We start from the raw sequence: 23531 nt of genomic DNA, 5'->3' as shown, positions 1-23531 counted from the left end.
ATGGATGGTCGATGATACAACATAGGATGGAGCATGGAGCGACTGAAAGACTTAAGTAAACTAATTGGCGAATGGATCGGTCGGATGACCGCCAGCCAGGTTATGATGCTTTTCGGCATTGTGGCTGGCACGATTGTCGGGGCGGTTTTCATGGTCGGATGGATCAACGAAACGACCTACTCTCAACTCTATTCCGATCTGGATGAAAGCGAAGCTGGCGAGGTTGTAAAATACCTTGGCGAAAACAACATCCCTTTCCGTCTAAGCGATGGCGGACGGGCCGTAATGGTCCCCTCGGATGATGTCTACCATGCTCGTCTATCGCTGGCTTCGGAAGGCCTCCCGCGACAGGGTAATATAGGCTATTCCATTTTTGACCAGAACAATCTGGGCATGACAGATTTCCTGCAGAAGCTGAATTTCCGTCGTGCTCTGGAGGGGGAATTAACCCGCACCATTATGCAACTCTCTGAGGTGCAGGCTGCCCGTGTACATATCGTGATGCCTAAGGAACGCCTGTTCAAGGAGGATCGAAAAAGCGCCACCGCCTCAATCGTACTCAAGCTCAAGGGCGGAGGGTTGTCAAAACGTCAGATCAACGGTATCTCCCACCTTGTGGCTTCGTCGGTCGAGGGGTTGGAGCCGGGGAGCATCTCGATAGTTGACTACGACGGCAACCTATTATCGTCCGGACAAGAGTCCGATATTGTGGCGGGTCTGACAGCGTCTCAACTCGATGTTCGCAAACAGGTCGAATCGTATCTTGAACAAAAAGCGCAATCCATGCTGGACGATGTGCTCGGTGCTGACAAATCTGCAATAAGGGTCACCGCCGATCTCAATTTCCAGCAACTGGAGCGGACGTCAGAGTCATACGATCCGAACTCGCCATCGATTCGTAGCGAGGAGCGCTCTAAAACATCATCAAGCGTCAGTGATAAGGATGAGGAGACTAGTGAAAGTAGTGAGGATGGCAGTAGTGAAACTACCATTACGAACTATGAACTCAATAAGACCAGCGAACACATGGTGGAAGCGGTCGGCTCGATCAGCAGGTTATCACTGGCGGTGCTCGTGGATGGGACTTATTCCCCTCAGGAAACTGAGAACGGCGAGACGACGATGATTTATCAGCCGCGTCCCCAGGACGAGTTGGATCGATTGGCCTCAATAGTCAAGAATGCGGTTGGCTTCGATGCTCAGCGTAACGACCAAATTGAAATGGTCAATCTGGCCTTTGACAGGCAGAACCTGGTCGAAGATCGTAGGGCATTGGATGCCGTGTACCAACAGGAGTTCTACATGGATATTGCCAAGAAAGTAGGCTATTTCCTACTTCTGGCGTTCATATTCCTGTATGTCAAGAAGAAGGCCTCGAAACTACTTGCGACACTGGGCACACTCATGCCAGCCCCTGCCAAGTCGTCCAAGCCAGTGGCGCGTGTCGTTGAGGAGGAGGAAGAAGTCTTGCCACCGATCAATATGGAGGCGAGAAAGACGCGCCTGGTTGACCAGATGCAAGAGACAGCCAAGAGTGAGCCCGAGGAACTTGCTCGGGTCATCAAAACTATGATGGTAGATTAAGCCATGTTGAACTACTCTGAAATGTCGCCGATTCAGAAGGCGGCCGTAGCTTTGGTTGCGTTCGGATCAGAAGTGTCTGCGCTGGTGCTGAAAGGACTTTCCGAGGTCGATCTCGAAGCCATTACGATTGAGATTGCCAATCTGCGCGATGTACCCCCGGAGGTTGAAGACAAAGTCATTGAAGAAGTCCACCAGATATTCATGGCTCGCCAGTACATTTCGCAGGGTGGTGTTGATTTCGCTCAATCGGTACTTGAAAAGGCAGTTGGAGCCGGCAAGGCACGTGAGATAATGACGCGGCTTGAGTCGTCACTCGTTACGACTGGCTTCTCGCTCTTGAAGGACATTGATCCCAAGCAATTGACCGGTTTCCTGCAGAACGAACATCCGCAAACGATTTCACTGATCCTGACCCAACTCACTCAGCAGCACGCGGCGGCGGTTCTGTCCGAGCTTGCTCCCGAGTTGCAGTCCGAAGTGTCCCTGCGGATCGCCACCATGGAGAAAATCGCTCCTGAGATTCTTAAAGAGATCGAGCAAACTCTCACCAGCCATTTCGACCAGTCCGCCGCCGGGGCGATGTCCGCATCAGGCGGCGCCAAGGCGATAGCTGAAATTCTTAACCTGATCGATACGACCGCAGAGAAAAACATTCTGCAGTCACTTGAAGCTGACGACCCGGATCTGGCAGCCGAAGTAAAGAACATGATGTTCGTCTTCGATGATCTCATTCTACTGGACGACCGTTCTATCCAACGTCTGCTGAAGGAAGTCGAGACCAAGGATCTGGCCATAGCTTTGAAAGCAGCCAGTGATGACGTCAAACAGAAGATTTTTGCCAATGTCTCAGAACGCGTAGCAGTCATGATCCGCGAGGAGATGGAGTTCATGGGACCAACCCGACTCTCCGATGTCGAGGCTGCACAGGGACGGATAGTAGAGTCTGTCAGACGCCTTGAGGAAGAGGGTCAGATTATTATCTCCGGTCGTGGCGGTAAAGAGGAAATAATTGTCTAAACTGATTCGTAATGCCAGTGTTGGCGCCACTGTCTATGTGGGTGACAGACATGTCGACTGGGATCGCGAACGCCAGGCCGAGCAGCACCTGGCGAAGATGTTCCCGGTCGTTGCCATAATGACCGACGCGGATGGTGTCAAGTTCATACCTATTGAAGAAGTGTTCAAGATGGAGAAGTTGCACAACCAGGCTCTCGCTAATGCCAAAGAAGAAGGGCGAAAGCTTGGGCACAAAGCCGGGCTGTCGGAGGGTCTGATCAAGGCTGAGAAAGTTTTGCATCAGTTCGAGACCGCTGTCATGGATTCCATCAGTCAGAGGGAAAGCCTGCTGGAGGAGGCCAGGCAAAATGTCCTGGAACTCGTATTCCAGATGGCCAGGAAGGTGACATATGATGCAATCAAGCTCGACCCCGAAGTGAACTGTGAGATAATTTCAGGAGTGATTGACTCACTGGTAGATCGCTCGCGATTAAAGATTCGCGTCAATCCCGATCATCTGCCCATTGTCGAACAGAACATTGATGCGTTCTTGAAGGGGGCGACCTCAATCAAGGAAATATCGATAGCCCCCGATCCTCGCGTACGATATGGTGGTTGTTTCATTGAAACGCCCAACGGCGATATTGATGCTCGATTAGAATCACAGTTCGAAGTACTCGAGGATGCCCTTCTGTCAGACCGGGAGGAGTCGTGAACACGCTGCCCTATGACGTCTATGCCAACCGTGTCACTAACGCCAGGACAGTCACCCATTACGGCAAAGTAACCCAGGTTGTTGGGCTGGTGATTGAATCGGCCGGGCCAGCGGTTTCCATCGGTCGGTTGTGTTTGATTGAAAACCGTGATGACGGATCCAGAATCAAGGCAGAAGTGGTAGGTTTTCGCGATGACCGCATATTGCTGATGCCATTGGGATCAGTCGAAGGAATTACGCCGGGCGCTATTGTTACATCTACTTCCGAGCAGCTGCGTATTCCTGTGGGTGCAAACCTGATTGGACGGGTAATTGGTGGTTTGGGTGAACCCATAGATGGCAAAGCCCCTCTTGAAACGTGCACTCTGCGCCCCATAAATTCGGACCCGATTCCGGCTCTGATGCGGGAGCGAATCACTCAACCCCTGCGAACGGGTATCGGCGTCGTCGATCTTACAGCCGCAGTAGGTAAAGGGCAGAGGATGGGCATCTTTGCCGGTTCGGGTGTCGGCAAATCGGTGATGTTGGGAATGATGGCACGTGGAACCTCGGCCGATGTCAATGTTGTGGCGCTGGTCGGTGAGCGGGGGAGAGAGGTCCGTGAGTTTATCGAGTCTGACCTTGGGCCGGAAGGAATGGCCAAGACCGTGGTAGTGGCAGTTACCTCGGACCAGCCACCCTTGATAAGGATCAAAGGGGCGCTCGTGGCAACTACTATCGCCGAGTATTTCCGCGATCAGGGCAAGGATGTTTTGCTAATGATGGACTCGCTTACTCGAATTGCGATGGCTCAGCGAGAGATCGGCATTGCTGTTGGTGAACCTCCGACAACAAAAGGATACACGCCGTCCGTATTTGGACTGCTGCCAAAGATTCTGGAGCGAGCCGGGATTAATCGTACTGGCTCCATCACGGGGTTGTACACTATCCTGGTAGAAGGTGATGACTTCAACGAGCCGATCTCGGACGCAGTGAGATCGATCCTTGATGGTCATGTAACTCTGTCGCGGAAAATGGCGGCGAGGAATTATTATCCGGCCGTCGATGTTCTGGATTCAATCAGTCGGCTCATGAAGGAAGTTTGCACCGAAGAAGAACTGAATGTTTCGGCCGGTGTGCGTCAACTTCTGTCAATCTACCGCGAAAACGAAGACCTGATAAATATCGGCGCTTATGCCAAGGGTTCTAATCCTGAGATTGACGACGCCATCTCGAAGATTGGCGCAATCGAGGATCTGTTTCGGCAGCGAATATCCGAACTGGTCGATCACCCAAAATCGTTACAGCAACTCAAAGTTGTTTTGTCCGGCGAAACAAGTCCGGTGGTGAATGATGAAAAAATTCCGGTTCCGCCTTCAAGCTCTGCTTAGGGTCAGAGAGCATATAGAGAAGCAAAAACAGAAGAAACTAGCCGAGGCCACACAGGCAGTACTCAGGCAGACTGGTGAACTCGACCGCATATGCGGTCAAAATATCGCCACTATGGACAACAAACGCCAGAAACATACGGGTGCTGTCTCTGTTGCTGAGATGCTCATCTATTCCAGGTACTTGTTGAAATTGCGTAAGGATAATCTCACTGGCCGGGAAGTGCTTTCCGCTCTGCGGTCAGAGGAAGGCAAGAGGCGCCAGAAATTGCTGGAAGCGTCCAGGGATCGCAAGATATATGAGAAACTCCGCGAACATGATAAGGAACGATTCAACAAGAATGCCGCCACGCTGGCTCGCAAGGAGGCTGACGAAATCGGTATCAACACTTTTCGCCTGAAGCAGAAGCAACAAGCTCGACGCAGATCGTCTGATTCTACCTGACAATTGAAGCTGGTGCCATACTGGTTGACACTATCGTCGTGGACAACGTTATTGATGATATGTCAATTCCGTCTCAAGCAATAATATCGGAGTTGGAGAAACTTCGTCGGCAGATAGAGCATCACAACCGCCTCTATTATGTTCAGGACCAGCCTTCCATAAGTGATGCCGAGTATGATCGGTTGTTTGATCGTCTGCTCGAAATTGAGCGGGAGTTCCCTGAGTTGATTGTGCCTGATTCGCCCTCCCAGAGGGTAGGGGCCGAACCATCGAAGAAATTCGAGCCAGCCACTCATCGGGTGCCGATGTTATCTCTTCAGAAAGTTACATCGCCTGAGGAGTTTCTGGAGTTTGATCGTCGTGTACGCGAAGGACTGGAGACATCTGAAGAGGTAGTCTACATCACTGAACCAAAGCTTGACGGGCTGGCGGTGGAGTTGGTCTATCGAGAAGGGATCTTTACGGAAGGTTCTACGAGGGGAGACGGTAACACGGGTGAGAATATCACACCCAACCTGCGAACGATCAGAACTATCCCACTGAGATTATTGGATAGTACCGCCGACCAATACCCGCTGCTTGAAGTGCGGGGTGAAGTTGTCATGCATCGTAGTGCGTTTGAGCACCTCAACCGAGAGTTGCGCGAAGGCGACAAGCCGATGCTGGCTAACCCTCGCAATGGTGCCGCTGGCTCATTACGGCAATTAGATCCATCAATCACCGCTTCTCGACCTCTCGTGTTCTACGCCTATGCGATATCCGACACCGATATCAAGGACCTTGATTCGCAGTCAAAGGCGATTTCGTTACTGAAGAATGAGGGGTTCCAGATCAACGAGCTCATAAAGGAAGTCCGAGGAACATCGGCGATCGAGAAGGAATTTGCCGACCTTGACGGAATCAGGCAAACGCTTGACTATGACATCGACGGTCTGGTAGTCAAGGTCAACAGCTTTGCTGACCAAAACATCCTGGGGCAAATATCCCGTGCTCCTCGATGGGCAGTGGCATGGAAATTTGCAGCCGAACAGGCTACAACGATTCTGGAAGGTGTTGAGTTTCAGACCGGTCGTACCGGGGTCGTGACGCCGGTTGCGAAGTTGGCACCGGTTTTTGTCGGTGGGGCAAATGTTTCCAACGCAACATTACACAACGAGGATGAGTTATTCCGGCTGGATGTCCACATTGGCGATACAGTGACGATTCAACGAGCCGGGGATGTCATCCCGGATGTGGTATCGGTTGACAAGGAGATGCGACCAAAGGGGGCTAAACGAGTGACTTTTCCAAAAGTTTGTCCGTCCTGCGGTCAAACGATAACAAGAGCCGCAGGCGAGGCGGCGTTTAGATGTCTCAACACATCCTGCCCTGCCCAACTGGAGGGACAGCTTTTTCACTTTGCCTCCAAAGGTGGGTTTGATATTGAGGGTCTTGGCGGCAAACTGGCGGCGCAACTAATCGCAAAAGGCTTGGTTACGAGTTCTGCTGATCTGTTTCGTCTGACAAAAGAACAGCTTCTACCATTGGAGCTAATGGCTGACAAACGGGCTGAGAATCTTTTGGCTGCTATTGATCACTCTCGTTCCACCGAGTTGCCCAGGGCCGTTTATGCGTTGGGCATAATCGGTGTTGGTGAGTCGGTGGCTCGGCTACTCGCGCAGGAACTGGGTTCGATGGAGGTCTTGGAAAAGGTAGCGATTGAGATACTGGAAGGGATTGACGGCGTTGGACCGGTCATCGCGTGTAATATCCGGGAGTTCTTTGATAACGATAGTAATGCCGAGATGCTGCGTCGTATGCGAGAGGCAGGAGTGTTGTTCCCTGACTACACAGGGTCGGGATCGGTGGCTCATCTGGCCGGGAAGAAATTTGTAATAACGGGTACTCTGTCCAAGCCACGAAGGTATTTCAAGAATCTTGTTGAGGACAATGGAGGGAAGGTAGCGGGCTCGCTCTCAAAGAAGACAGATTACCTTCTATGCGGGGCCGATCCCGGCTCTAAACTGGACAAAGCGCGCAAGCTCGGTGTTGAAGTTATTGATGAAAACCGCTTGCAGCGATTGCTGGATGGCTGACCGGAGGTTCCTATGCCTCGTATTGGCCTGAAGTCGTTCCTGATAGCGGCAGTATGCTACCTGACACTGGCGGCTATCTCTGCTGTTATTTCTCATTACTCTTCGGCTAGTGCTGCAAGCGCATTCGCGCGAACTCATTTCCATCTGTTGGGCTTTGTCGCTATGCTCATCTACGGCTTGGGTTATTCTATCGCACCAAAGTTGGGCCGTCGACCTCTTCGGTTTCCACGATGGGTGCCGATTCACTTCTGGCTGGGCAATGTCTCGTTGGTAGCAATGGTCATCTCGCGGGCGTACGGAGCCCCGATCGGGATTTCACAGTCAGTCATCATTTTCTATCTGTCTGTTGCCGTGCAGGTCTTGTTAATATTGGCCTTTGTGGTCAATCTGTGGCTGACTCTGATGTCGTCGAAGAGATCGTGATTATGGCAGTGGGTTTTCATCGGAAAAATACCGGCCCCAATGGAACCGGCATTTCCAATATATTCGTAGCTATCGTATCTCAGGTTCAAGGCGTGCAGGGGAGAGGGGCGGGGCCGCCAGTGAACAGGTAGCTTACCAGGTAAGTCAGGTCGGCAATATTGGCATCAGGTCCCTCCTGTGCATCCAGGTCGGCCTCCTCAGGACAATCCGGCGGAGCGCCACCTGTAAACAAGTATGCTACCAGGTAGGTCAGATCGGCTATGTTGGCATCTAAGCCGCCATCATTATCAACGTCACCGCGTACCTCTACACAGCATCCAAATGCTTGTTGAATGTCGAGATAGCCAAGAATGAAGTCAGGGGTGAAGAACCCTTTGCTCGGCTCCATGAATCGGGTGGAATAATCGACATCGGGTGGAACAATGACGGTGACCGTGTCGATGGTCATCACTTGGGGGATAATGTCCAGACTGTAGGAAAAATGCAGGTGACCGAAAAGACCCGTGCCCGGTGTAATCAACGGCTCACCTGAGAACGGAATGGCATAGATGCTGACAGTGTCGCCCATCACCAGAGACCCTTTTAGTGTGGCGAACTCGACACGTCCATCAGCAAAGGAAAAGGAATCAATCTGTACTTCAGGTAGATCCCACCAGACAGACATTTCAATACCGGCCAGGTCGACGTCATTGGTAAAAGTGACGGGCACTTTCCCGGTCTGGTTCGTGAAGGTGACCACAGAATCGATTGTGATACTGTTCTCTGCCAAGGCTGACACAGCCGGCAGAAGTATGATCATAGTAATGGCTGTAATAATCCACGTACGCATATTAGTTTCCTTATTCATAAGGGTCCTATGAGCAAAAACAGTGCTACGTGAACAAAAAACGATGTAATACCCTATGGTATCGAAGTTATGTCCTGAATATTCCATGTAAGTACTTGTTGAAACATCCGTTGGACGTACCTAATATATACTGCTCGGACATTTTAAGCAACCCCTTTTTTCTCCTGTTAATCCATTTGTCGTTGTCCGTTTGCACCCTGTTTTCGCAACGAATTGCGTACCTGACACACCAAAACGACCAAATATGCTACACCATTTGGTATATTCTCCGATAGAGGTAATATGTCTAGTTCTAATATGCCCCGGAAGGCTGAAAGATGTGCCTATATCCGTGCCTGTTATCTCGCCGAAGGTTTGAAATGTTTTGGCTACAAGACCGACTGTCCACTTTACCAGAAGTCAAACGGGGACTTCTGCAGCAAGGGTCGCTTTGATCAGGCTATGGACGAGTTAATTGACAAGACTCGGGCCAAGTTCGAGAATCTGCCCAGCTAGGCACCCATTTTCTCCCCAGGTATCTTTATAACAATCTGGAAATATCCTCCGCCACCAGGGGGAAATAGCTTCCACCTTCGTGCCTGATAGTCATTGGCGACGCTGCCGTAAGTTGTTGTCCTTGTACCTCTTACGATATAGACGTGAACTTGGCACAGGGGCTGCATAGGGGATAGGTGGAGGATTCTATGATTAAGGGAATTTACACATCCGCTTCGGGCATGTTGCCCAACATTAAGCGGCAGGAATTAACGGCTCATAATGTCGCTAATGCTGCCACGCCAGGATACAAGAAGGATTCACTGTTTACTCGGGAGTTATCCCGGGCTGAGCAACGACAGAAAGTAACCCGCTCCGACTGGGAGCGTCCACTCGAAGATGTGATCTATACTGATTACGCGGCCGGTATGTTTGACCGAACCGGCAATCCTCTCGATCTGGCGATAGATGGCGACGGTTTCTTCTCCCTGGAATTGGAGGACGGTTCCACCGCTTTAACCCGCAATGGGTCTTTCTCGGTCAACAAAGAGGGAATGCTGGCTGCTCCGGGTGGGGGCATCGTGGTCTCCGAGGGCGGCGCAATTGAGATTGGAAATGGAAAGGTGTCTGTTTCCCACACTGGAGAAGTGCAGGTTGATGGTGTCGTCATGGGGCAGATCACTCCGGTAACGGTTGAGGATGTTCAGCAACTGGAAAAGATCGGCCGGGGAATGTTACTGGCTCCCGAGGACGCAGAATTGTTGACGGTCGACCATGCTGTAATACGGCAGGGGTATGTGGAATCATCGAACGTGGATATTGTTGGGGAGATGGTCGACATGATCATCGCCTATCGATCATATGAAGCCAACTCCAAATCGGTGCAGTCCCAGGATGATTCTCTGGATAAGCTGTTCAGACGAGTTGGCTCGAATGGATAAGATAATAGTACTTCGACTCAGGAGACAGATATGATTAAGGCTATGCGAACTGCGGCCAGTGGAATGATTGCCCAGCAAATGAATGTGGACAATATCGCCAACAACCTGGCCAACGTAAACACTACCGGCTTCAAGCGTAGTAAGATCGAGTTCCAGGATGTGCTGTACCAGAACTTGCGTAAGGCTGGTACCGCCTCGGCGCTCGGATCGGAAGTTCCGACCGGATTGGCTATCGGCTATGGTACGCGTGCGGCGGCTTCTTCTCGTCAGTTCACGGAAGGAAATCTCACTCGGACCGGCAATCCGCTCGACCTGGCAATCAGCGGCGACGGCTTTTTCCAGATCCAGCACCCCGATGGCACTACCGCATACACTCGAGATGGTGCCTTCAAGATTTCTGGTGACGGACGAATTGTCAATGTCGATGGATACATTCTTGACCCCGAGATAACGATTCCCCAGAACGCTACAGCCATTTCTGTCGGCACCGACGGGACAATAGAGGTGTCTATCCCCGGTCAATCCGATCCGACCAATTTGGGACAGATTGAACTGGCACGGTTCGTCAACCCGGCCGGTCTTGAGGCGCTCGGACGTAACTTGCTGGTGGCGACACGAGCCTCGGGCGATCCGCTCACCGACATTCCAACCCAGAGTGGTTTGGGCTCGCTCGATCAAGGCTATCTCGAGATGTCTAACGTCGAAGTCGTTGATGAAATGGTCAATATGATTGTCGCCCAACGTGCCTACGAGATGAACTCGAAGGCTATACAAACGGCCGATGATATGGCCAGTATCGCCAATAGCCTGAAGAGGTAATTAGCATAATGTCTAAGTATTTGATCAGAAGTTTATTACCGATCCTCTTGTTATTAGGGGTGTCAAGCCCCGAAGCTGCCACGCCCGATCGGGTCATCATTGATCGACTGGTCGATATGTATCAGCTGGATACAACCGAGTATAGAGTTGAAGTTGTGTCCAGTCGGCTTAAGATCGCCGATATCCAACTGGAGGAGTTGTCCCTTCGACCTTTGACGCAGAAGGAGCCGTTGGGACTATTTTCCGTCAAGGTTGACATAGAAATCGATGGCCAGGTTGTCGAGAGCGGACAGGTTAGACTCAAGATCAGGAAATTTGCCGAGGTAGTGGTCACGGCCGACAAGATCAGGCGCAAGGATATTTTCCATGACGACAACGTTGCAACTCGTCGCATGGAAGTGACCTCACTCAGAGAACGACCAGTTCAATCCCTCGCAGTTCTGGAAGGACATCGCGCCAAACGGAATCTCAGAAACGGTGCAATCCTCACTACAGCCTGCATCGAGGCTATCCCGGACATGGAGTCCGGGCGAGCCGTTAAGATTGTTTATGTCGATGGCCTTTGCCAGGTTACTGCGCCCGGAGTGGCAATGGAGCAGGGTATGGCCGGTGACTATGTGAAAGTGAAGAATAAAGCTTCAGGGAAGATTATTGTAGCGCGCATCGTCGATAACGGCGCTGTCGCGGTTGACCCCTAAAATAGGAGTTAAGGGGAAAATGACAACGAGAAGAGTTCTATTCATTTTATTGGTGTTGCTGCTGCTACCGTTCTCCCTGAAACTACGGGGAGATGATTTCGGTCAGGCTCAGTCACTGTTTACCGACATCAAGGCTCATAAGGTGGGGGATATCTTGACGGTGCTGATCTATGAGCAGAGCCGCGCTACTCAGAAAGCGGAATCCAAGTCGGAGAAAAGTACATCCTTATCGGCCGATGGTGGACCCGGGGTCGGCCCTCTTGATTTTATCCCATTGTTCAACATGAGCGCCAAGAATGGTAGTTCCTTTGATGGCAAAGGTGAAAACGTTCGCAACGGGATGCTGCGGGCGAGGATGTCGGTCACGGTTGTGAGTGTTCTGCCCAACGGCGACCTCGTCATAGAGGGCTCACGAACGGTCGGCATATCAGGGGATCGAGAAACTCTCCAGTTGACTGGAGTGGTGCGCCAAAAAGACATTTCACCCGGCAATACCATTGATTCTTATCTCATTGCCGATGCAGAAATTCACTACACCGGCAAAGGTAATGCAACAACGGCCAGTCGGCCGGGTTTTTTCACCCGGTTGGTAGGCTGGTTGTTTTAGGGAGATAATATGAACTCGATTCTTACGAGAACCCTTGCTACACCGACGGGACTGCTCCTGATCTGTTGGCTTGTGTTAGCCATGGTTTCCGTAGCGGAAGCTGGTAAAGTCCGGGTTAAGGACATCTGTAGTTTTCAGAATGAGCAGCAGGAAGACTTGATCGGCTATGGTCTGGTCATTGGTCTCGATGGGAGTGGCGATGGCACGGGAACTCAGTTTACGGTCCAATCACTGGTCAATATGATGGAGCGCATGGGTCTGACCGTCGATCAAACCAAGGTTAAGGTCAAAAATATCGCTGCCGTTATGGTAACCGCCAAGCTCTCCAGTCACAATGCCAAGGGTACGTTTGTTGATGTGACGGTGTCGTCGGTTGGAGACGCCTCGTCATTGCAGGGTGGAACGCTGCTGATGACGCCACTTTCGACACTCGATGGCGTCCAAAGGGCGGTGGCTCAGGGAGCAATTTCGATTGGTGGCTTTAACGTGCAAGTAGATGATGGCAATAAGATAGTAAACAACTATACGCTGGTTGGCAGAGTGCCGGGTGGGGCCAAGGTAATTGCTCCCTTGACGGTAGAGCCTTCCGAAAAACGGGAGTTGATGCTGACTCTTCGTGATCCCAATTTCACCACCACCCATCGGGTGGCCGAGCGGATCAATATCAAATATGGGTTGCTGGCATACCCGCTGGATGCTGGTACTATTAAGCTGGTGATTCCGGATTCGCTGTCGCATCCAAACAGCCGCATTGAGTTTATCTCCGATGTGGGCCTCCTTCAGGTAGTGCCGGACACACCGGCACGGGTAGTGATCAACGAAAAAACCGGTACCATTGTCGTCGGTCAGCATGTGACAATCGATCCGGTGGCAATTGCTCATGGGACAATAACAGTCCATGTTCAGTCAACTCCGATTATTTCGCAGCCGGAGCCGTTCAGCGACGGCCACACGGTAGTTTCCCAGGATTCACGAATCAGCGTTAAGGATGATAAGGCGCGTGTCATTCATCTCAAGAGAGTAGTATACCTCTCCGATGTTGCCAATGCTCTGAACCGAATCGGAGCTACACCGCGCGATATCATTGCAATATTCCAGGCTCTCAAGCAGGCCGGAGCGCTGCACTCCGAGTTGATCATTTTATAATGAGTACTTTGCTGCCCATATCTACTCCCGGATTGATAAATCCCTCGGGTCCGGAACAGCCCGCCCGGGTGGAGTCTCAAGACCTCGATAAGAAAAAAGATAACCTACGGAAAGCGACCAAACAGTTCGAGTCGCTTTTTATGTACCAGATGCTTCAAGCGATGCGCAAGACGGTCGAGGAAAACCCGCTCACAGAGGGGGGGGCTTTCTCGGACAGTTTTGGCAAAGACACCTTTATGGACATGTTTGATATGCACCTGGCGGAGAAGATGTCGGGCAACAAGCGTTCCATTTCGGAATTGCTCTACGATTCGCTGGTGAAAACGATCGATCCCAGTGCCGGGACTACTGTGCCGAGCGGTGACGTTGGATCGTTGTCCAAAGGAGATCGCCAGACCATGCCGCTGTCTTTGGAGCGGCTTGAGGTAGACAGCCGCCCCTCACGACCAGCGATCCCGGTCAAGGTCAGGCCTCTGCGGGCTCTGGATCGGACTGCTGTCACTGAGTCGCCCGTCCAGGATAGCATCGTTACCCGTTTCGGTGATATTATCGAGGATGCGGCGGTAGCCAACAAGATCGACTCGGCGTTGATCTGTGCGGTCATTAAGACCGAATCTGGCGGCAATCCGCGGGCGGTGTCGCCAGCTGGAGCCAAGGGATTAATGCAATTGATGGATGGGACGGCGGCCGAGCTGGGTGTGACCAGGGTTTTTGATCCTCGGCAGAATATCAATAGCGGGACAGAGTATCTGCGGAAACAAATGGATCGCTTCGGAGATCCACGACTGGCCCTGGCCGCCTACAATGCAGGCCCCGGATCTGTCGAACGCCACAATGGCATTCCGCCGTTTCCTGAAACCGAAGCATATGTGAGCCGTGTGATGGATGCCTACGCATCGTATCGCGAGCAAATTGGAGGTGGGAAAGCTAAAGCGATATCGCATTCGGGTCGATAGATTGATCGAAGCCTTCTGACGAAAGAATAGGATATGGTGGACCGATTAATAGACATACTTGGCAGGGAAGCCGCACTCTTCGAGTCATTCCTTCAACTACTTGAACGCCAGCAACGCGCTCTGGTGGATAATGACGCTGAAGAACTTGGTAGGATTACTGAGCTGCAACGCGAGAAACTTTCAGAAAGTACGTTGCTACATCGCGAGCGCGAGAGTGTGATTGGGGCTATCAAGGAGAACAACGCCATTGAAGGTGATCTCACCGTCTCCCGACTGGTGGAAATAGTGGACAAGTCACAGGCTGAAGTGTTGACCCGATTGCGCGATGCGATCCTGAACGTCAACGAACGAATTCTTAACACACGCAATCAGAACGCGATGCTACTGAATAAATCACGCGAATATATTAACCGTATGATGAAAATGCTGTCGGCGGTGGGAGATCCAACTCCTGAGTATACTGCTGGCGGAGCTGAACGGAACAGCGGACGCAATGTCGCTGTTGATTGGAGGGTGTGATGGCGGGCTTATTCCAAGCACTGGAAGTTGGCAAGCGAGCACTACTGTCCAGTCAAGTATACCTTCAGACCATCGGGCATAATATTGCCAACGTAAATACGCCCGGCTATTCCCGGCAGCGAGTACACATTAGTGCCACTCGCCCGTCAGACAGTCCGTATGGACCAATCGGTACCGGGATGGGCGTTGATAGCATCAGGCACGTTCGCGATCTCTTCCTGGGAGAGCAGTTTCGGCAGACAAGTCAGTCAGTTGGAGAGTGGACTTACAAGGAGAAGGTACTTTCCCAGTTAGAGACTGTTTTTGCCGAGCCGGCTGACAATACGCTCAACGAACGATTAAACGAGTTCTGGAATTCGTGGGATACTCTTTCTCAGCATGCCGAATCCATGACCAGCCGCAAGGCAGTACTGGGTGCGGCGGAGAGACTTGTCACCGACTTCAGGGAGCTTTCCCGGCAACTTACTGATCTGCGTGACTCGATTGATGGTGATCTCACGGCGATGACGCAGGAGGTCAACCGTCTGAGTACGGAAGTCGCCATGCTCAATCAGCAAATTGTCACCCAGGAACTGGACGGTTCCTCATCCAATGATCTTCGTGATATCAGAGATCAACTCATCGATGAACTCTCCTTGCTGGTTAATACCAACACGATTGAAGATGCCCGTGGCGGGGTCAGAGTGCTTATCGGGTCTCTTGAGATTGTCAACGGATCCAATGCGACAGCTATCGACACTGAAACCCATCTGGTAGAGGGCGGCATCAGGCATCGTCTCATCTGGGAAGGAACTTCGGTTGAACTTACTTGCGGCTCAGGGGAACTCAGAGGGTTGCTTGACTCTCGGGATATTCTGATTCCGAAGTATCTGGAGGAACTCGATGCGTTGGCAGCGTCGGTTGTATACCAGGTCAACAGCATTCACTCCACTGGATACGGGTTGGATGGAATAGACGGTCGTGATTTCTTTGACTCGACTTATACTACAGCATCCTCCATGCGGATCAACCAGGAATTGGAACTGGCTCCTGAAAAACTTGCAGCATCTGCCTCGGGCGAAACGGGCGATGGCACGATAGCTCTTAACATGCAGGGTTTGCGTAATGAACGGGTCATGGTCAACGGCACATCGACAATAAACGACTACTATAATTCAATGATCGGTGACCTTGGACTTGAGTCTCACCAGGCCATGTCCTTTGCCAGTAATTATAAACTTCTCGTCCATCAGGTTGAAAACTCCCGACAATCGATCCAGGGAGTCTCGCTTGACGAGGAAATGGCCAGCATGATAAAACACCAGCATGCCTATGAGGCAGCGGCAAGAGTCATCACCGTTATGGACGAGGCGTTGGATGTTGTGATCTCCAGGATGGGGATCGTAGGACGATAGGCTGGATGCCTAAGCAACGTAACTAACATGCACCACGGAGGGTAGCTTGCTTATTCTAACAAGGAGGTTGGGCGAATCTATTACAATCGGAGACAATATAAAAATCTCCGTTCTCGGGATCCACGGACGTCAGGTGCGTATAGGCATCGAGGCACCGCCCGAAGTAGTCGTCCATCGCGAAGAGATCTATGTCAAGATACAAGAAGAGAACCGTCGAGCATCAAAACCGGTCAAGGGTGATTTGTTTGGTGTCGTCGGAATGCTCCGAGACAAGCTGAAAAGGAAGGATCGCAAAGCGAACGATCAACGCCCGGCCAAAATTGAGTACAAAAATGAACGACCGCCACGGCGGCCGGGCAACGGACCGGGGATGCCCTAGTCCGATGATTTAGCCCCGATATGAGGCAGTAAGACCATGCGAATTACAAACGGCATGATTGCCGATAGAGTAGTGTTCAACATGCAGCGATCAATTAGTCGCTATATGAACCTGCAGACTCGATTATCCACGGGCAGGATACTCAATAAACCGTCGGATGACCCGATTGGCGTTCAACGAGCTCTCGTGTATCGTACCGAGTTGGCCAAGAACGAGCAATACAGCAAGACCGTGCATCAGGCTCAGTCCTGGATGGGGACGTATGACATGGTCCTGAGCGATCTCAAGAACCTCGTTTCCAATGCCAAGGAGATTGCGGTGGCCATGGCCAACGGCAACTACGATGACGTTACCCGGCAAGGATCGGCCGAAGAGGTGTCCTCAATTCTTGAGCGTCTCGTGCAGCTTGGTAATAGCGAACTTGAAGGTAGGTTCGTATTCTCCGGGCATCGCACCCAACAGAAGGCACTCTCGGTTTCCGCCAATGGAGTCGTTTACGACGGCAACGACGGTTTGATTGAGTATCAGATAGAATCGTCATCTCGCATGGGGATCAACCTGGTTGGCTCAGATGTATTCCTGGCTCAAGTCAGTACACTGGGAGAGGATGCCGACCTCGGCGCGGGTGTAACCGATGCCACTCTCCTGAGTGATCTACACAATGCTGCTGGTATTGACCAGGATGTAGGCACGTTTACCGTTATCGACGAAAACCTGGGCCTGTCGGTTAACGTTGATGTCAGCGCCATGGTGACAGTGGGCGACCTGTTCGATCCCGTTACCGGAGTAAACGCCCAGCTTGTGGCTGGAGGAATCACCAATGTCGAGTTAAAACTGGGGGCCGAAGGAAACAACCTCCTGCTGGATACTCTTGGTAATGGAACGATTTCGACTACTACCGAACTTGACAGGATCAACAATGGGCATGGTCTGGATTTACTACCGGGTAACTTCATCGTAACTGATGGTGCGGCAGTTAACATCCAGATTGATGTGAGCGGAGCGACCTCGATTGGTGATGTCATCACCGCATTCAATACGCAGATGGCTGCGGCTGGCTATGCCACCGTGACAATGAGCATCAACGCCGGTAACACCGGTCTTGATATAACAGACAGCACTGGCACGCTGGGGTTCTCTGTTGATGATGTTTCCCCCGAGCGGGCGACCGCTCTTGGTCTGGGAATTCGCGGTACTATTGATCCGGTTCTGTCGGGTACCGACCTGGAGCCGATACCGAGCATCGTCATCGAGGAAACCACTGGAACTACAGCCTCTGATTTGGGAATATTGGGAACTCACACCGGGGATTTCTCCGGTAATGATCTGGACCCTCGAATGCTGGCCACCACTAATATCGCTGATCTCCAGAACGGCAACGGGATGGAATTCGGACGGCTGGTTATACATCAGGGAGAAACCACAAGAACGATAGACCTGTCTTCTTCAGCTCTAGTGACAATTCAGGATGTTCTGGATGTGCTTAATAACTCTGGTATTGACATCACCGCCTCGATCAACTCCTCGAGTCGCGGGATTCAGATTGTCAGTAATGACACCGATGCCTCCTTCATCATTGATTGCGACACAACGGACGAAACGGCGAAACAGATGCAGCTTTGGGGATCGAGTGATACTATGGGGTCGATGATTCTTCTGCATACTGCCCTTGAGAACAACGATCAAGAGGGCGTCGGAATGCTTCTGGCCAATATGGATGACTCTATGCAGCACCTGCTCAATCTCCGAGCAGGAGTTGGATCCAAGTCCATCAGGCTGGAAGGGACCCTGAGCCGGATCACCGATTTGGAATTGAATTTCACGAGTCTTCTAAGTGATACTGAAGATGCAGACATTACCGAGCTGGTGACTCAACTGGCTGTATATGAAAATAATTACCAGGCAGCGCTGATGGCAACCGCAAGAATTGTACAGCCGTCGCTGATGGATTTCTTACGATAGGACTTTAACTGAGGATATGTCTATGTTGGTGCAGAGTGATCGTTTTGGGTCGCTGGAGATCCCTGAGAACAAGATAATCACGACTAAGAAACCAATTCTTGGCTTTGAGAAGCTAACGAAGTACTGCTTGATTGAGCAGGAGGATTTTCTTCCTTTCAGGTGGTTTCAGTCAATTGAAGATCCACGCATCGCGTTTATCGTGGTCAACCCGACTGTGTTTTTCGCGGACTATAAAATTCGTGTTCATTCCAAGGAGGTGGCCGATCTTGGAGTGCAGTCGCCAGAAAACGTGGAAACCTATGTGATCGTAACAGTGCCCGAAAATCCCAAGGAAATGTCGGTTAATCTACAGGGACCGATCCTTATTAACACTGAGAACAATCTGGGCAAGCAACTGGTGTTGGTCAACTCGGACTATCACGTTCAACATCCGCTGCTCGACGCGAGCGAGACTGATCCCCAGGTGGAGCAGCCAGAAGTCGAAGAGCCGGTGGGCGTGTAGTACACACATCAGGGCTTCCTGGCGTACCCCTTGTTGCGTAGGCTCGCCGCAGAGGAAAACACAAATCCCCAGTGTCTCATGGGGCAGGTAGCTGCTGACAGATGGGTGAGCCGGAAACACAAAATGGAGCATCGTGATGGCTCGCAAGCAGAAGAATCAAAAAACATCGTCCAATAAATCACGGCGTCAACAAACGACAACCCCACAAACAGTTCTGGAAAAGGCTGTAAAGGCAAATCCAGATGACGTTGCTGCCCGGCTATGTCTGGGTGAGTGGTATCTGAAGAACGATCAAGCGGAAAGCATCCTCGAAACGATCGAGCCAATTGAACAGCAGTGCCCGATTTCTGATGTCGATCTTCGAGTGGATTATAACCGTCTGAGGGCCTATGGGCTGACTAACAAGGGACAGTACCCAGACGCGGAGAAGGCTGTGTGCCGTCTGATGGAAGATGTCCCCGATTCTCTGGATGCCTGGTACTTGTTGGCCTATGTTCATCTCGCTATGCGCGAGTACGACCCGTCCGAAAGGGCGGCTCGGAAATTCCTTTCACTTTATGCCGACAACACGGCTAGCACAACGAGGCAATCCTTTGCATCTACTCCGGGTCATCTTTCTCAGGTTCACAATACGCTGGGATCGGTTCATCAGGCTCGGGAAGCGATCTCCGAGGCGCGTAAGGCTTTCGAAAACGCGATAGAGGCTGACGAGCGTAACCATCTGCCATATCTTAATCTGGCGAAAATCTACGAGAGATCACATAAACTTGGGCAGGCACGTGAGGTAATCAAACGAGGCATTCGCAACTGTCCTCAGGTTCAGGAATTACGTCTTGTGGCTCGATCTCTGGAGCGGGGTGCAACCGTTTCGGCTTGTATGATCGTTAAGAACGAAGAAGAACTGCTGCCGGACTGTCTTGCCTCCATCCGAGACTGGGTTGATGAGATCATTGTTGTAGACACCGGTTCAACGGATAGCACGGTCGAGATTGCAAAATCCTATGGAGCCAAACTATTTCATCAGAAATGGGAAGGGGACTTCTCCAAACATCGTAACTACTCCACAGATCAGGCAACCAGTGATTGGATCTTTGTTATAGATGCCGATGAGCGTTTTGTCGAGGACGATCTTGATATAATCCGTCGTCACATGAATGCAGGGAAACACAGAGCAATCGCAGTCAATGTGTTGAATCACAGTGGCAAATTCGACGAGAACGTGACTTCACTTACCTCGATCCGACTTTTCAAGCGAGAACTCGGACTCACCTATGAGGGTATTGTACACAATCAGCTGGTTATTGATTCCGAGGAACCGATTGCGCATACTTCAGCCCGGATCAAGCATTTGGGATATGGTCTCACTGAGGAGCGGATGGCGACCAAAACCAAACGAACTATCGATCTCCTTGAGAAACAACTTCAGGATAATCCCGACAATGCTTTTGCCCATTTCAACTACGCACAGGTGCTACTGGGGCAGGATACTGCAAAGCACCCTGAGAATGCCCGCCATATAATTGATGCCGCCCGGCGTGCAGTCGAATTGACCAATCCTGATGAAGGCAGCCATGACGACCGTAACGTCCATTTGATGGCTCTCTATCAACTGGCGATGACCCATTTCATTATAGGCGAGGATGCCGCAGGGGAGAGTTATGCTCTTCGGGCACTGGAACTGACCCCGGATTATCTCGATCCAATTCTTCTGTTGGGGAATATCTGTGTCCGGAGCAACCGCTTCGATGAGGCCGAGCGGTATTACAACCGTTACCTTGAGACCCAGGCTAGAGTGGCACAAACTGCTGGCATGGAAGAGATGTTGTTGATGCACCCGTGTAGTTTCCAGTACGCCTACTATGGGCTGGGACTGGTCACAGAGTACCGCCGGGATTGGTCAGCAACAACCCGATATTTGCAGAAGGCACTCGATCAGAATCCCGAGTTACTCGATGCCAACGCCCGGTTAGGCAGAGTCTGTCTGGAGCTTAAGCAATACGAAGAGGCGGAACAGTCATTTGAGAAACAGCTTAAAATCGAAAGTTCATCACATCAAGCTGCGGTCGGATTAGCTTGTGTGTTTCAGGCCACACAACGACAAGAAGAGGCTGACAATTGGTTGGTTAAGGCGCTTGACATGCTTCCCGGCGATCATCCAGCCCTCATCGAATATGCCCTCATGCTCGAAGAAGCCGATCTTACCGGGCAGGCATGTGCGTTTATCGACAAGATGACAACCTCTGAGGCAGTACCGACTGAAACACAACGTCGTCTGGCACAATGTTGTTTCCGATTGGAAAAATACGATCATGCGGCTATGCTTTATGAGTTATTGGTTCAAACTGAAACAACGGATGCCGACCTTCTGAACGATCTGGCTGGTTGCTATTTCAAGACCGAAGATTATTCCAGGGCAGAAGAACTTTATCAGAAGGCAACCGAAATACCTCAGGCACCGGCGGTCACATTCCGCAATCTTGGCTTGGCTCGGATCAATCTCGAAAAGATAGATGCGGCCGCAGTTGCCCTGGCAACATATTACGAACTTGCCCCCGACCAGTACGAAATAGCACGCCTGCTGGGCGATTTGAACCTGCAGCTGAAAGATTACAACACCGCCCTTACATACTATGAACGGTTCTTACAGGTCAATCCCCAGGACCCACTGGCATTGTTTGGCCTTTCCGAATGCTATCTGCTGATGGGGCATAGAGAATCAGCTATAATGGGCTATGAGCGCGTACTCCAGTGGGATCCCGACTTTACCCCCGCACTGGAGCGCCTTGCCCAGGCTCGCGAGATGGTTCAGAAGGCTTGATTTGGTGCTTTTTTACCCTTTTTTCAAAGCCTTAGAAAACTCCCATTCAGCTCGTTAAGTAAAATAGTGGTCTGCCGATTAAACCTCTATGGAAATGTGAGAAGGAATTTGAAGCCAACATGAGCGACTATAATATGGAGAAACATGGAAGAAAGGGGTTGCATAGGAAAACAGCCCTCGAATGTTATGACATAGGAAGTGACTATCCTGAGAATTTGATCGAACTTAATAAACTGGGTAAGGATACCCTAAACGATCCAAGGAGGATGACACATGTCACTTCGTATTAACCACAACCTGGCGGCACTCAATGCTCACCGTAATCTGGTGAACACTACTGCTGCGTTGTCGAAGTCGATGCAGAAACTGTCTTCAGGTTTCCGCATCAACCAGGGTGCTGATAACCCTGCCGGTCTGGTTATTAGTGAGCAGTTCCGTGCTCAGATTGCCGGACTTAACCGAGCCATTGAAAACTCGGAAGGATCGATCAGCATGATTCAGACGGCTGAGGGTGCTCTTAACGAGGTCAACAACCTGTTGATTTCGATGAGAGAACTGGCCATTCACGCGGCCAACGAAGGCTTCAACGACGCCGATCAGCTTGCTGCTGACCAGGCGGAAATTGAAAACGCCATCGCCACCATCGACCGTATCGCTGCCAACACGCAGTTTGGCACCAAGAAGTTGCTGGATGGTTCCCGCGAGAACACCGCGACCATCACCAGCACCAACACTTCTGACTTGTCTGTTCTTCAGTCTGGTCTGTCGACCGGTACTCATTCCATCACGGCGACCAAGACAGCCGATGCTTCGTCAACGTTGAATACTATTGCCACCGGTCTCTCGCTGGCTAATACCGACGGTGATCCAAGCAATCTGACTGCTGGTGTTCACAACATTCAAGTCATCCAGGCGTCTGACACTGCCAAGACAACCTCAGATGCGTTTTTGATCAACGACCCATTTGCTGAAACCAATGCTTTTGTGGTCGGTGCTGCTGCTGTCGGTCAGGTAGATTCCGATGCTAACCTCGCAGCCGCTGTCGCTGGCGATGTTGGTACATACAATGTTACTTTGCAATATTGGAATGCCACAACCGGGAATACGGCTGAGCATGCTATCAGCTTTGACGTTGCGTTGAATGATGTAGGGACACAAGTAGCGGCTGCAATAAACACTGAGATTGCCGCTATTTCAGAATTGGCTGGTAAGATCACGGCGGTGGGAGGTGCAACTGGCAACCTGCTTAACATCACTACTGTTGACAATGGTGCCCAGAATGCTGTGAGAGTGTCCGGTTTTGTAGACAATCCGGGCAATGGCTATTTCAACTTCACAACCGGTAGCAACCGGGGAACCTCGAACGGTGATCTGAGTATCACTGCGACTACGGCCGCAAATTCCTCTGGCACAACGGCAACAGTCGCGGTTGCTGACGGTACGTACGCGACTCTCTCTTCGCTCGTGGACGCGATAAACGTAGGAATAGACAACCAGGCCACTTTCAATGACGTTGATGGTGCCAGCACCGACAATGACCTTGTGGCTTCCATATTCGATTCGAACAAGATCCAGATCACAACTCGCGACGAAGGTTCGACCTACAGTATCCAGATGGCCGCAATGGGCGTTGATGCTGGCGATCTCGAGTTTGCCCTGGGTATGGGTGTGGAGTCAGTTGCGAACAGTGGTACTGATGCCAGAGTCAGTTTTGACGAATATGTCAACTCTATCAACGACGTCAAGTATGATGGTACTTCGACGGTTACCATTGAAAACGCAGTAGCTGGGGAAGCTAACCGCGGTACAGTTTCTATGATTGTCGCCACCGGTGCCACCACTGGTGTTGACCTCGGTGGTGCCC

The 23531-nt window shown here is 51.3% G+C and carries 22 protein-coding genes; 21 read left to right on the top strand and 1 reads right to left on the bottom strand.

Annotated elements, in window-relative coordinates:
- Window positions 1-33 precede the first annotated feature (33 nt).
- From fliF to KOO62_11245, 7 genes are read left to right on the top strand one after another with little or no spacing between them, the layout of a single operon-like run.
- Window positions 34-1584: a flagellar M-ring protein FliF gene (gene fliF / locus KOO62_11275; protein ID MBU8934570.1), complete on the top strand. Its 1551-nt coding sequence runs from the start codon at window positions 34-36 to the stop codon at window positions 1582-1584.
- Between the two features lie 21 nt (window positions 1585-1605).
- Window positions 1606-2601 carry a flagellar motor switch protein FliG gene (gene fliG / locus KOO62_11270; GenBank protein ID MBU8934569.1) on the top strand — a complete coding sequence of 332 codons (996 nt, stop codon included), beginning with the start codon at window positions 1606-1608 and terminating at the stop codon, window positions 2599-2601.
- Window positions 2594-3295, top strand: a complete 702-nt coding sequence (locus tag KOO62_11265; GenBank protein MBU8934568.1) for a hypothetical protein — start codon at window positions 2594-2596, stop codon at window positions 3293-3295. Before fliG ends, KOO62_11265 begins: the two co-directional genes overlap by 8 nt.
- Before the next feature lie 5 nt (window positions 3296-3300).
- A complete protein-coding gene (locus KOO62_11260) occupies window positions 3301-4665 on the top strand; it encodes a FliI/YscN family ATPase (GenBank protein MBU8934567.1) in 1365 nt (454 codons plus the stop codon).
- Window positions 4625-5107, top strand: a complete 483-nt coding sequence (fliJ, locus tag KOO62_11255) for a flagellar export protein FliJ (protein ID MBU8934566.1) — start codon at window positions 4625-4627, stop codon at window positions 5105-5107. The genes KOO62_11260 and fliJ overlap by 41 nt, the downstream gene beginning before the upstream one ends.
- Before the next feature lie 59 nt (window positions 5108-5166).
- The gene (ligA, locus tag KOO62_11250; GenBank protein MBU8934565.1) at window positions 5167-7182 is read left to right on the top strand and encodes an NAD-dependent DNA ligase LigA; all 2016 of its coding nucleotides are present in this window, start codon (window positions 5167-5169) and stop codon (window positions 7180-7182) included.
- A gap of 12 nt (window positions 7183-7194) precedes the next feature.
- Entirely contained in the window at window positions 7195-7605 is a 411-nt protein-coding gene (locus tag KOO62_11245) for a hypothetical protein (GenBank protein ID MBU8934564.1), read from the top strand.
- Window positions 7606-7690: 85 nt separating this feature from the next.
- On the opposite strand, the gene KOO62_11240 is transcribed toward KOO62_11245, so the two are convergent.
- A complete protein-coding gene (locus tag KOO62_11240) occupies window positions 7691-8434 on the bottom strand; it encodes a hypothetical protein (protein MBU8934563.1) in 744 nt (247 codons plus the stop codon).
- A 300-nt stretch (window positions 8435-8734) separates the two neighbouring features.
- Between KOO62_11240 and KOO62_11235 the strand changes: the two genes are divergently transcribed.
- From KOO62_11235 to KOO62_11170, 14 genes are all read left to right on the top strand, one after another.
- The gene (locus tag KOO62_11235; protein ID MBU8934562.1) at window positions 8735-8947 is read left to right on the top strand and encodes a hypothetical protein; all 213 of its coding nucleotides are present in this window, start codon (window positions 8735-8737) and stop codon (window positions 8945-8947) included.
- Between the two features lie 188 nt (window positions 8948-9135).
- Entirely contained in the window at window positions 9136-9867 is a 732-nt protein-coding gene (locus KOO62_11230) for a flagellar hook-basal body protein (GenBank protein ID MBU8934561.1), read from the top strand.
- Window positions 9868-9897: 30 nt separating this feature from the next.
- Entirely contained in the window at window positions 9898-10686 is a 789-nt protein-coding gene (gene flgG / locus KOO62_11225; GenBank protein MBU8934560.1) for a flagellar basal-body rod protein FlgG, read from the top strand.
- Window positions 10687-10745: 59 nt separating this feature from the next.
- Window positions 10746-11384: a flagellar basal body P-ring formation chaperone FlgA gene (gene flgA, locus KOO62_11220; GenBank protein ID MBU8934559.1), complete on the top strand. Its 639-nt coding sequence runs from the start codon at window positions 10746-10748 to the stop codon at window positions 11382-11384.
- 19 nt (window positions 11385-11403) lie between these two features.
- Entirely contained in the window at window positions 11404-11991 is a 588-nt protein-coding gene (locus tag KOO62_11215; GenBank protein ID MBU8934558.1) for a flagellar basal body L-ring protein FlgH, read from the top strand.
- A gap of 9 nt (window positions 11992-12000) precedes the next feature.
- Complete coding sequence (locus KOO62_11210; protein MBU8934557.1) at window positions 12001-13137, top strand: flagellar basal body P-ring protein FlgI; 1137 nt, start codon at window positions 12001-12003, stop codon at window positions 13135-13137.
- Window positions 13138-13373: 236 nt separating this feature from the next.
- Complete coding sequence (locus tag KOO62_11205) at window positions 13374-14093, top strand: lytic transglycosylase domain-containing protein (GenBank protein ID MBU8934556.1); 720 nt, start codon at window positions 13374-13376, stop codon at window positions 14091-14093.
- Window positions 14094-14126: 33 nt separating this feature from the next.
- Window positions 14127-14612 carry a flagellar protein FlgN gene (locus tag KOO62_11200; protein MBU8934555.1) on the top strand — a complete coding sequence of 162 codons (486 nt, stop codon included), beginning with the start codon at window positions 14127-14129 and terminating at the stop codon, window positions 14610-14612.
- Window positions 14612-16006, top strand: a complete 1395-nt coding sequence (flgK, locus tag KOO62_11195) for a flagellar hook-associated protein FlgK (GenBank protein MBU8934554.1) — start codon at window positions 14612-14614, stop codon at window positions 16004-16006. Before KOO62_11200 ends, flgK begins: the two co-directional genes overlap by 1 nt.
- A 46-nt stretch (window positions 16007-16052) precedes the next feature.
- On the top strand, window positions 16053-16385 hold the full coding sequence (csrA, locus tag KOO62_11190) for a carbon storage regulator CsrA (GenBank protein ID MBU8934553.1): 333 nt from the start codon (window positions 16053-16055) through the stop codon (window positions 16383-16385).
- Between the two features lie 36 nt (window positions 16386-16421).
- Window positions 16422-18347: a flagellar hook-associated protein FlgL gene (flgL, locus tag KOO62_11185; protein ID MBU8934552.1), complete on the top strand. Its 1926-nt coding sequence runs from the start codon at window positions 16422-16424 to the stop codon at window positions 18345-18347.
- A 22-nt stretch (window positions 18348-18369) separates the two neighbouring features.
- Window positions 18370-18849: a flagellar assembly protein FliW gene (locus tag KOO62_11180; GenBank protein ID MBU8934551.1), complete on the top strand. Its 480-nt coding sequence runs from the start codon at window positions 18370-18372 to the stop codon at window positions 18847-18849.
- A gap of 136 nt (window positions 18850-18985) precedes the next feature.
- Window positions 18986-21667, top strand: coding sequence for a tetratricopeptide repeat protein (locus tag KOO62_11175; GenBank protein MBU8934550.1), 2682 nt, complete (start codon window positions 18986-18988; stop codon window positions 21665-21667).
- A 273-nt stretch (window positions 21668-21940) separates the two neighbouring features.
- Window positions 21941-23531, top strand: a 1591-nt coding sequence (locus tag KOO62_11170; GenBank protein MBU8934549.1) for a hypothetical protein, incomplete at its 3' end; no start/stop codon positions are given.

This window comes from Candidatus Zixiibacteriota bacterium, from assembly GCA_019038695.1.
GTDB lineage: Bacteria > Zixibacteria > MSB-5A5 > GN15 > FEB-12 > B120-G9.
Note: the sequence above shows the minus strand (reverse complement) of the source record. Positions and strands in the feature narration are given on the sequence as shown.

Excerpts from the sequence above, each read along its gene's own strand:
- fliF (MBU8934570.1), top strand. The coding sequence starts at position 34 with ATGGAGCGACTGAAAGACTTAAGTAAACTAATTGGCGAATGGATCGGT.
- fliG (MBU8934569.1), top strand. The coding sequence starts at position 1,606 with ATGTCGCCGATTCAGAAGGCGGCCGTAGCTTTGGTTGCGTTCGGATCA.
- fliJ (MBU8934566.1), top strand. The coding sequence starts at position 4,625 with ATGATGAAAAAATTCCGGTTCCGCCTTCAAGCTCTGCTTAGGGTCAGA.
- ligA (MBU8934565.1), top strand. The coding sequence starts at position 5,167 with ATGTCAATTCCGTCTCAAGCAATAATATCGGAGTTGGAGAAACTTCGT.
- KOO62_11245 (MBU8934564.1), top strand. The coding sequence starts at position 7,195 with ATGCCTCGTATTGGCCTGAAGTCGTTCCTGATAGCGGCAGTATGCTAC.
- KOO62_11240 (MBU8934563.1), bottom strand. The coding sequence starts at position 8,434 with ATGCGTACGTGGATTATTACAGCCATTACTATGATCATACTTCTGCCG.
- KOO62_11235 (MBU8934562.1), top strand. The coding sequence starts at position 8,735 with ATGTCTAGTTCTAATATGCCCCGGAAGGCTGAAAGATGTGCCTATATC.
- KOO62_11230 (MBU8934561.1), top strand. The coding sequence starts at position 9,136 with ATGATTAAGGGAATTTACACATCCGCTTCGGGCATGTTGCCCAACATT.
- flgG (MBU8934560.1), top strand. The coding sequence starts at position 9,898 with ATGATTAAGGCTATGCGAACTGCGGCCAGTGGAATGATTGCCCAGCAA.
- KOO62_11215 (MBU8934558.1), top strand. The coding sequence starts at position 11,404 with ATGACAACGAGAAGAGTTCTATTCATTTTATTGGTGTTGCTGCTGCTA.
- KOO62_11210 (MBU8934557.1), top strand. The coding sequence starts at position 12,001 with ATGAACTCGATTCTTACGAGAACCCTTGCTACACCGACGGGACTGCTC.
- KOO62_11205 (MBU8934556.1), top strand. The coding sequence starts at position 13,374 with ATGGACATGTTTGATATGCACCTGGCGGAGAAGATGTCGGGCAACAAG.
- KOO62_11200 (MBU8934555.1), top strand. The coding sequence starts at position 14,127 with ATGGTGGACCGATTAATAGACATACTTGGCAGGGAAGCCGCACTCTTC.
- flgK (MBU8934554.1), top strand. The coding sequence starts at position 14,612 with ATGGCGGGCTTATTCCAAGCACTGGAAGTTGGCAAGCGAGCACTACTG.
- flgL (MBU8934552.1), top strand. The coding sequence starts at position 16,422 with ATGCGAATTACAAACGGCATGATTGCCGATAGAGTAGTGTTCAACATG.
- KOO62_11180 (MBU8934551.1), top strand. The coding sequence starts at position 18,370 with ATGTTGGTGCAGAGTGATCGTTTTGGGTCGCTGGAGATCCCTGAGAAC.
- KOO62_11175 (MBU8934550.1), top strand. The coding sequence starts at position 18,986 with ATGGCTCGCAAGCAGAAGAATCAAAAAACATCGTCCAATAAATCACGG.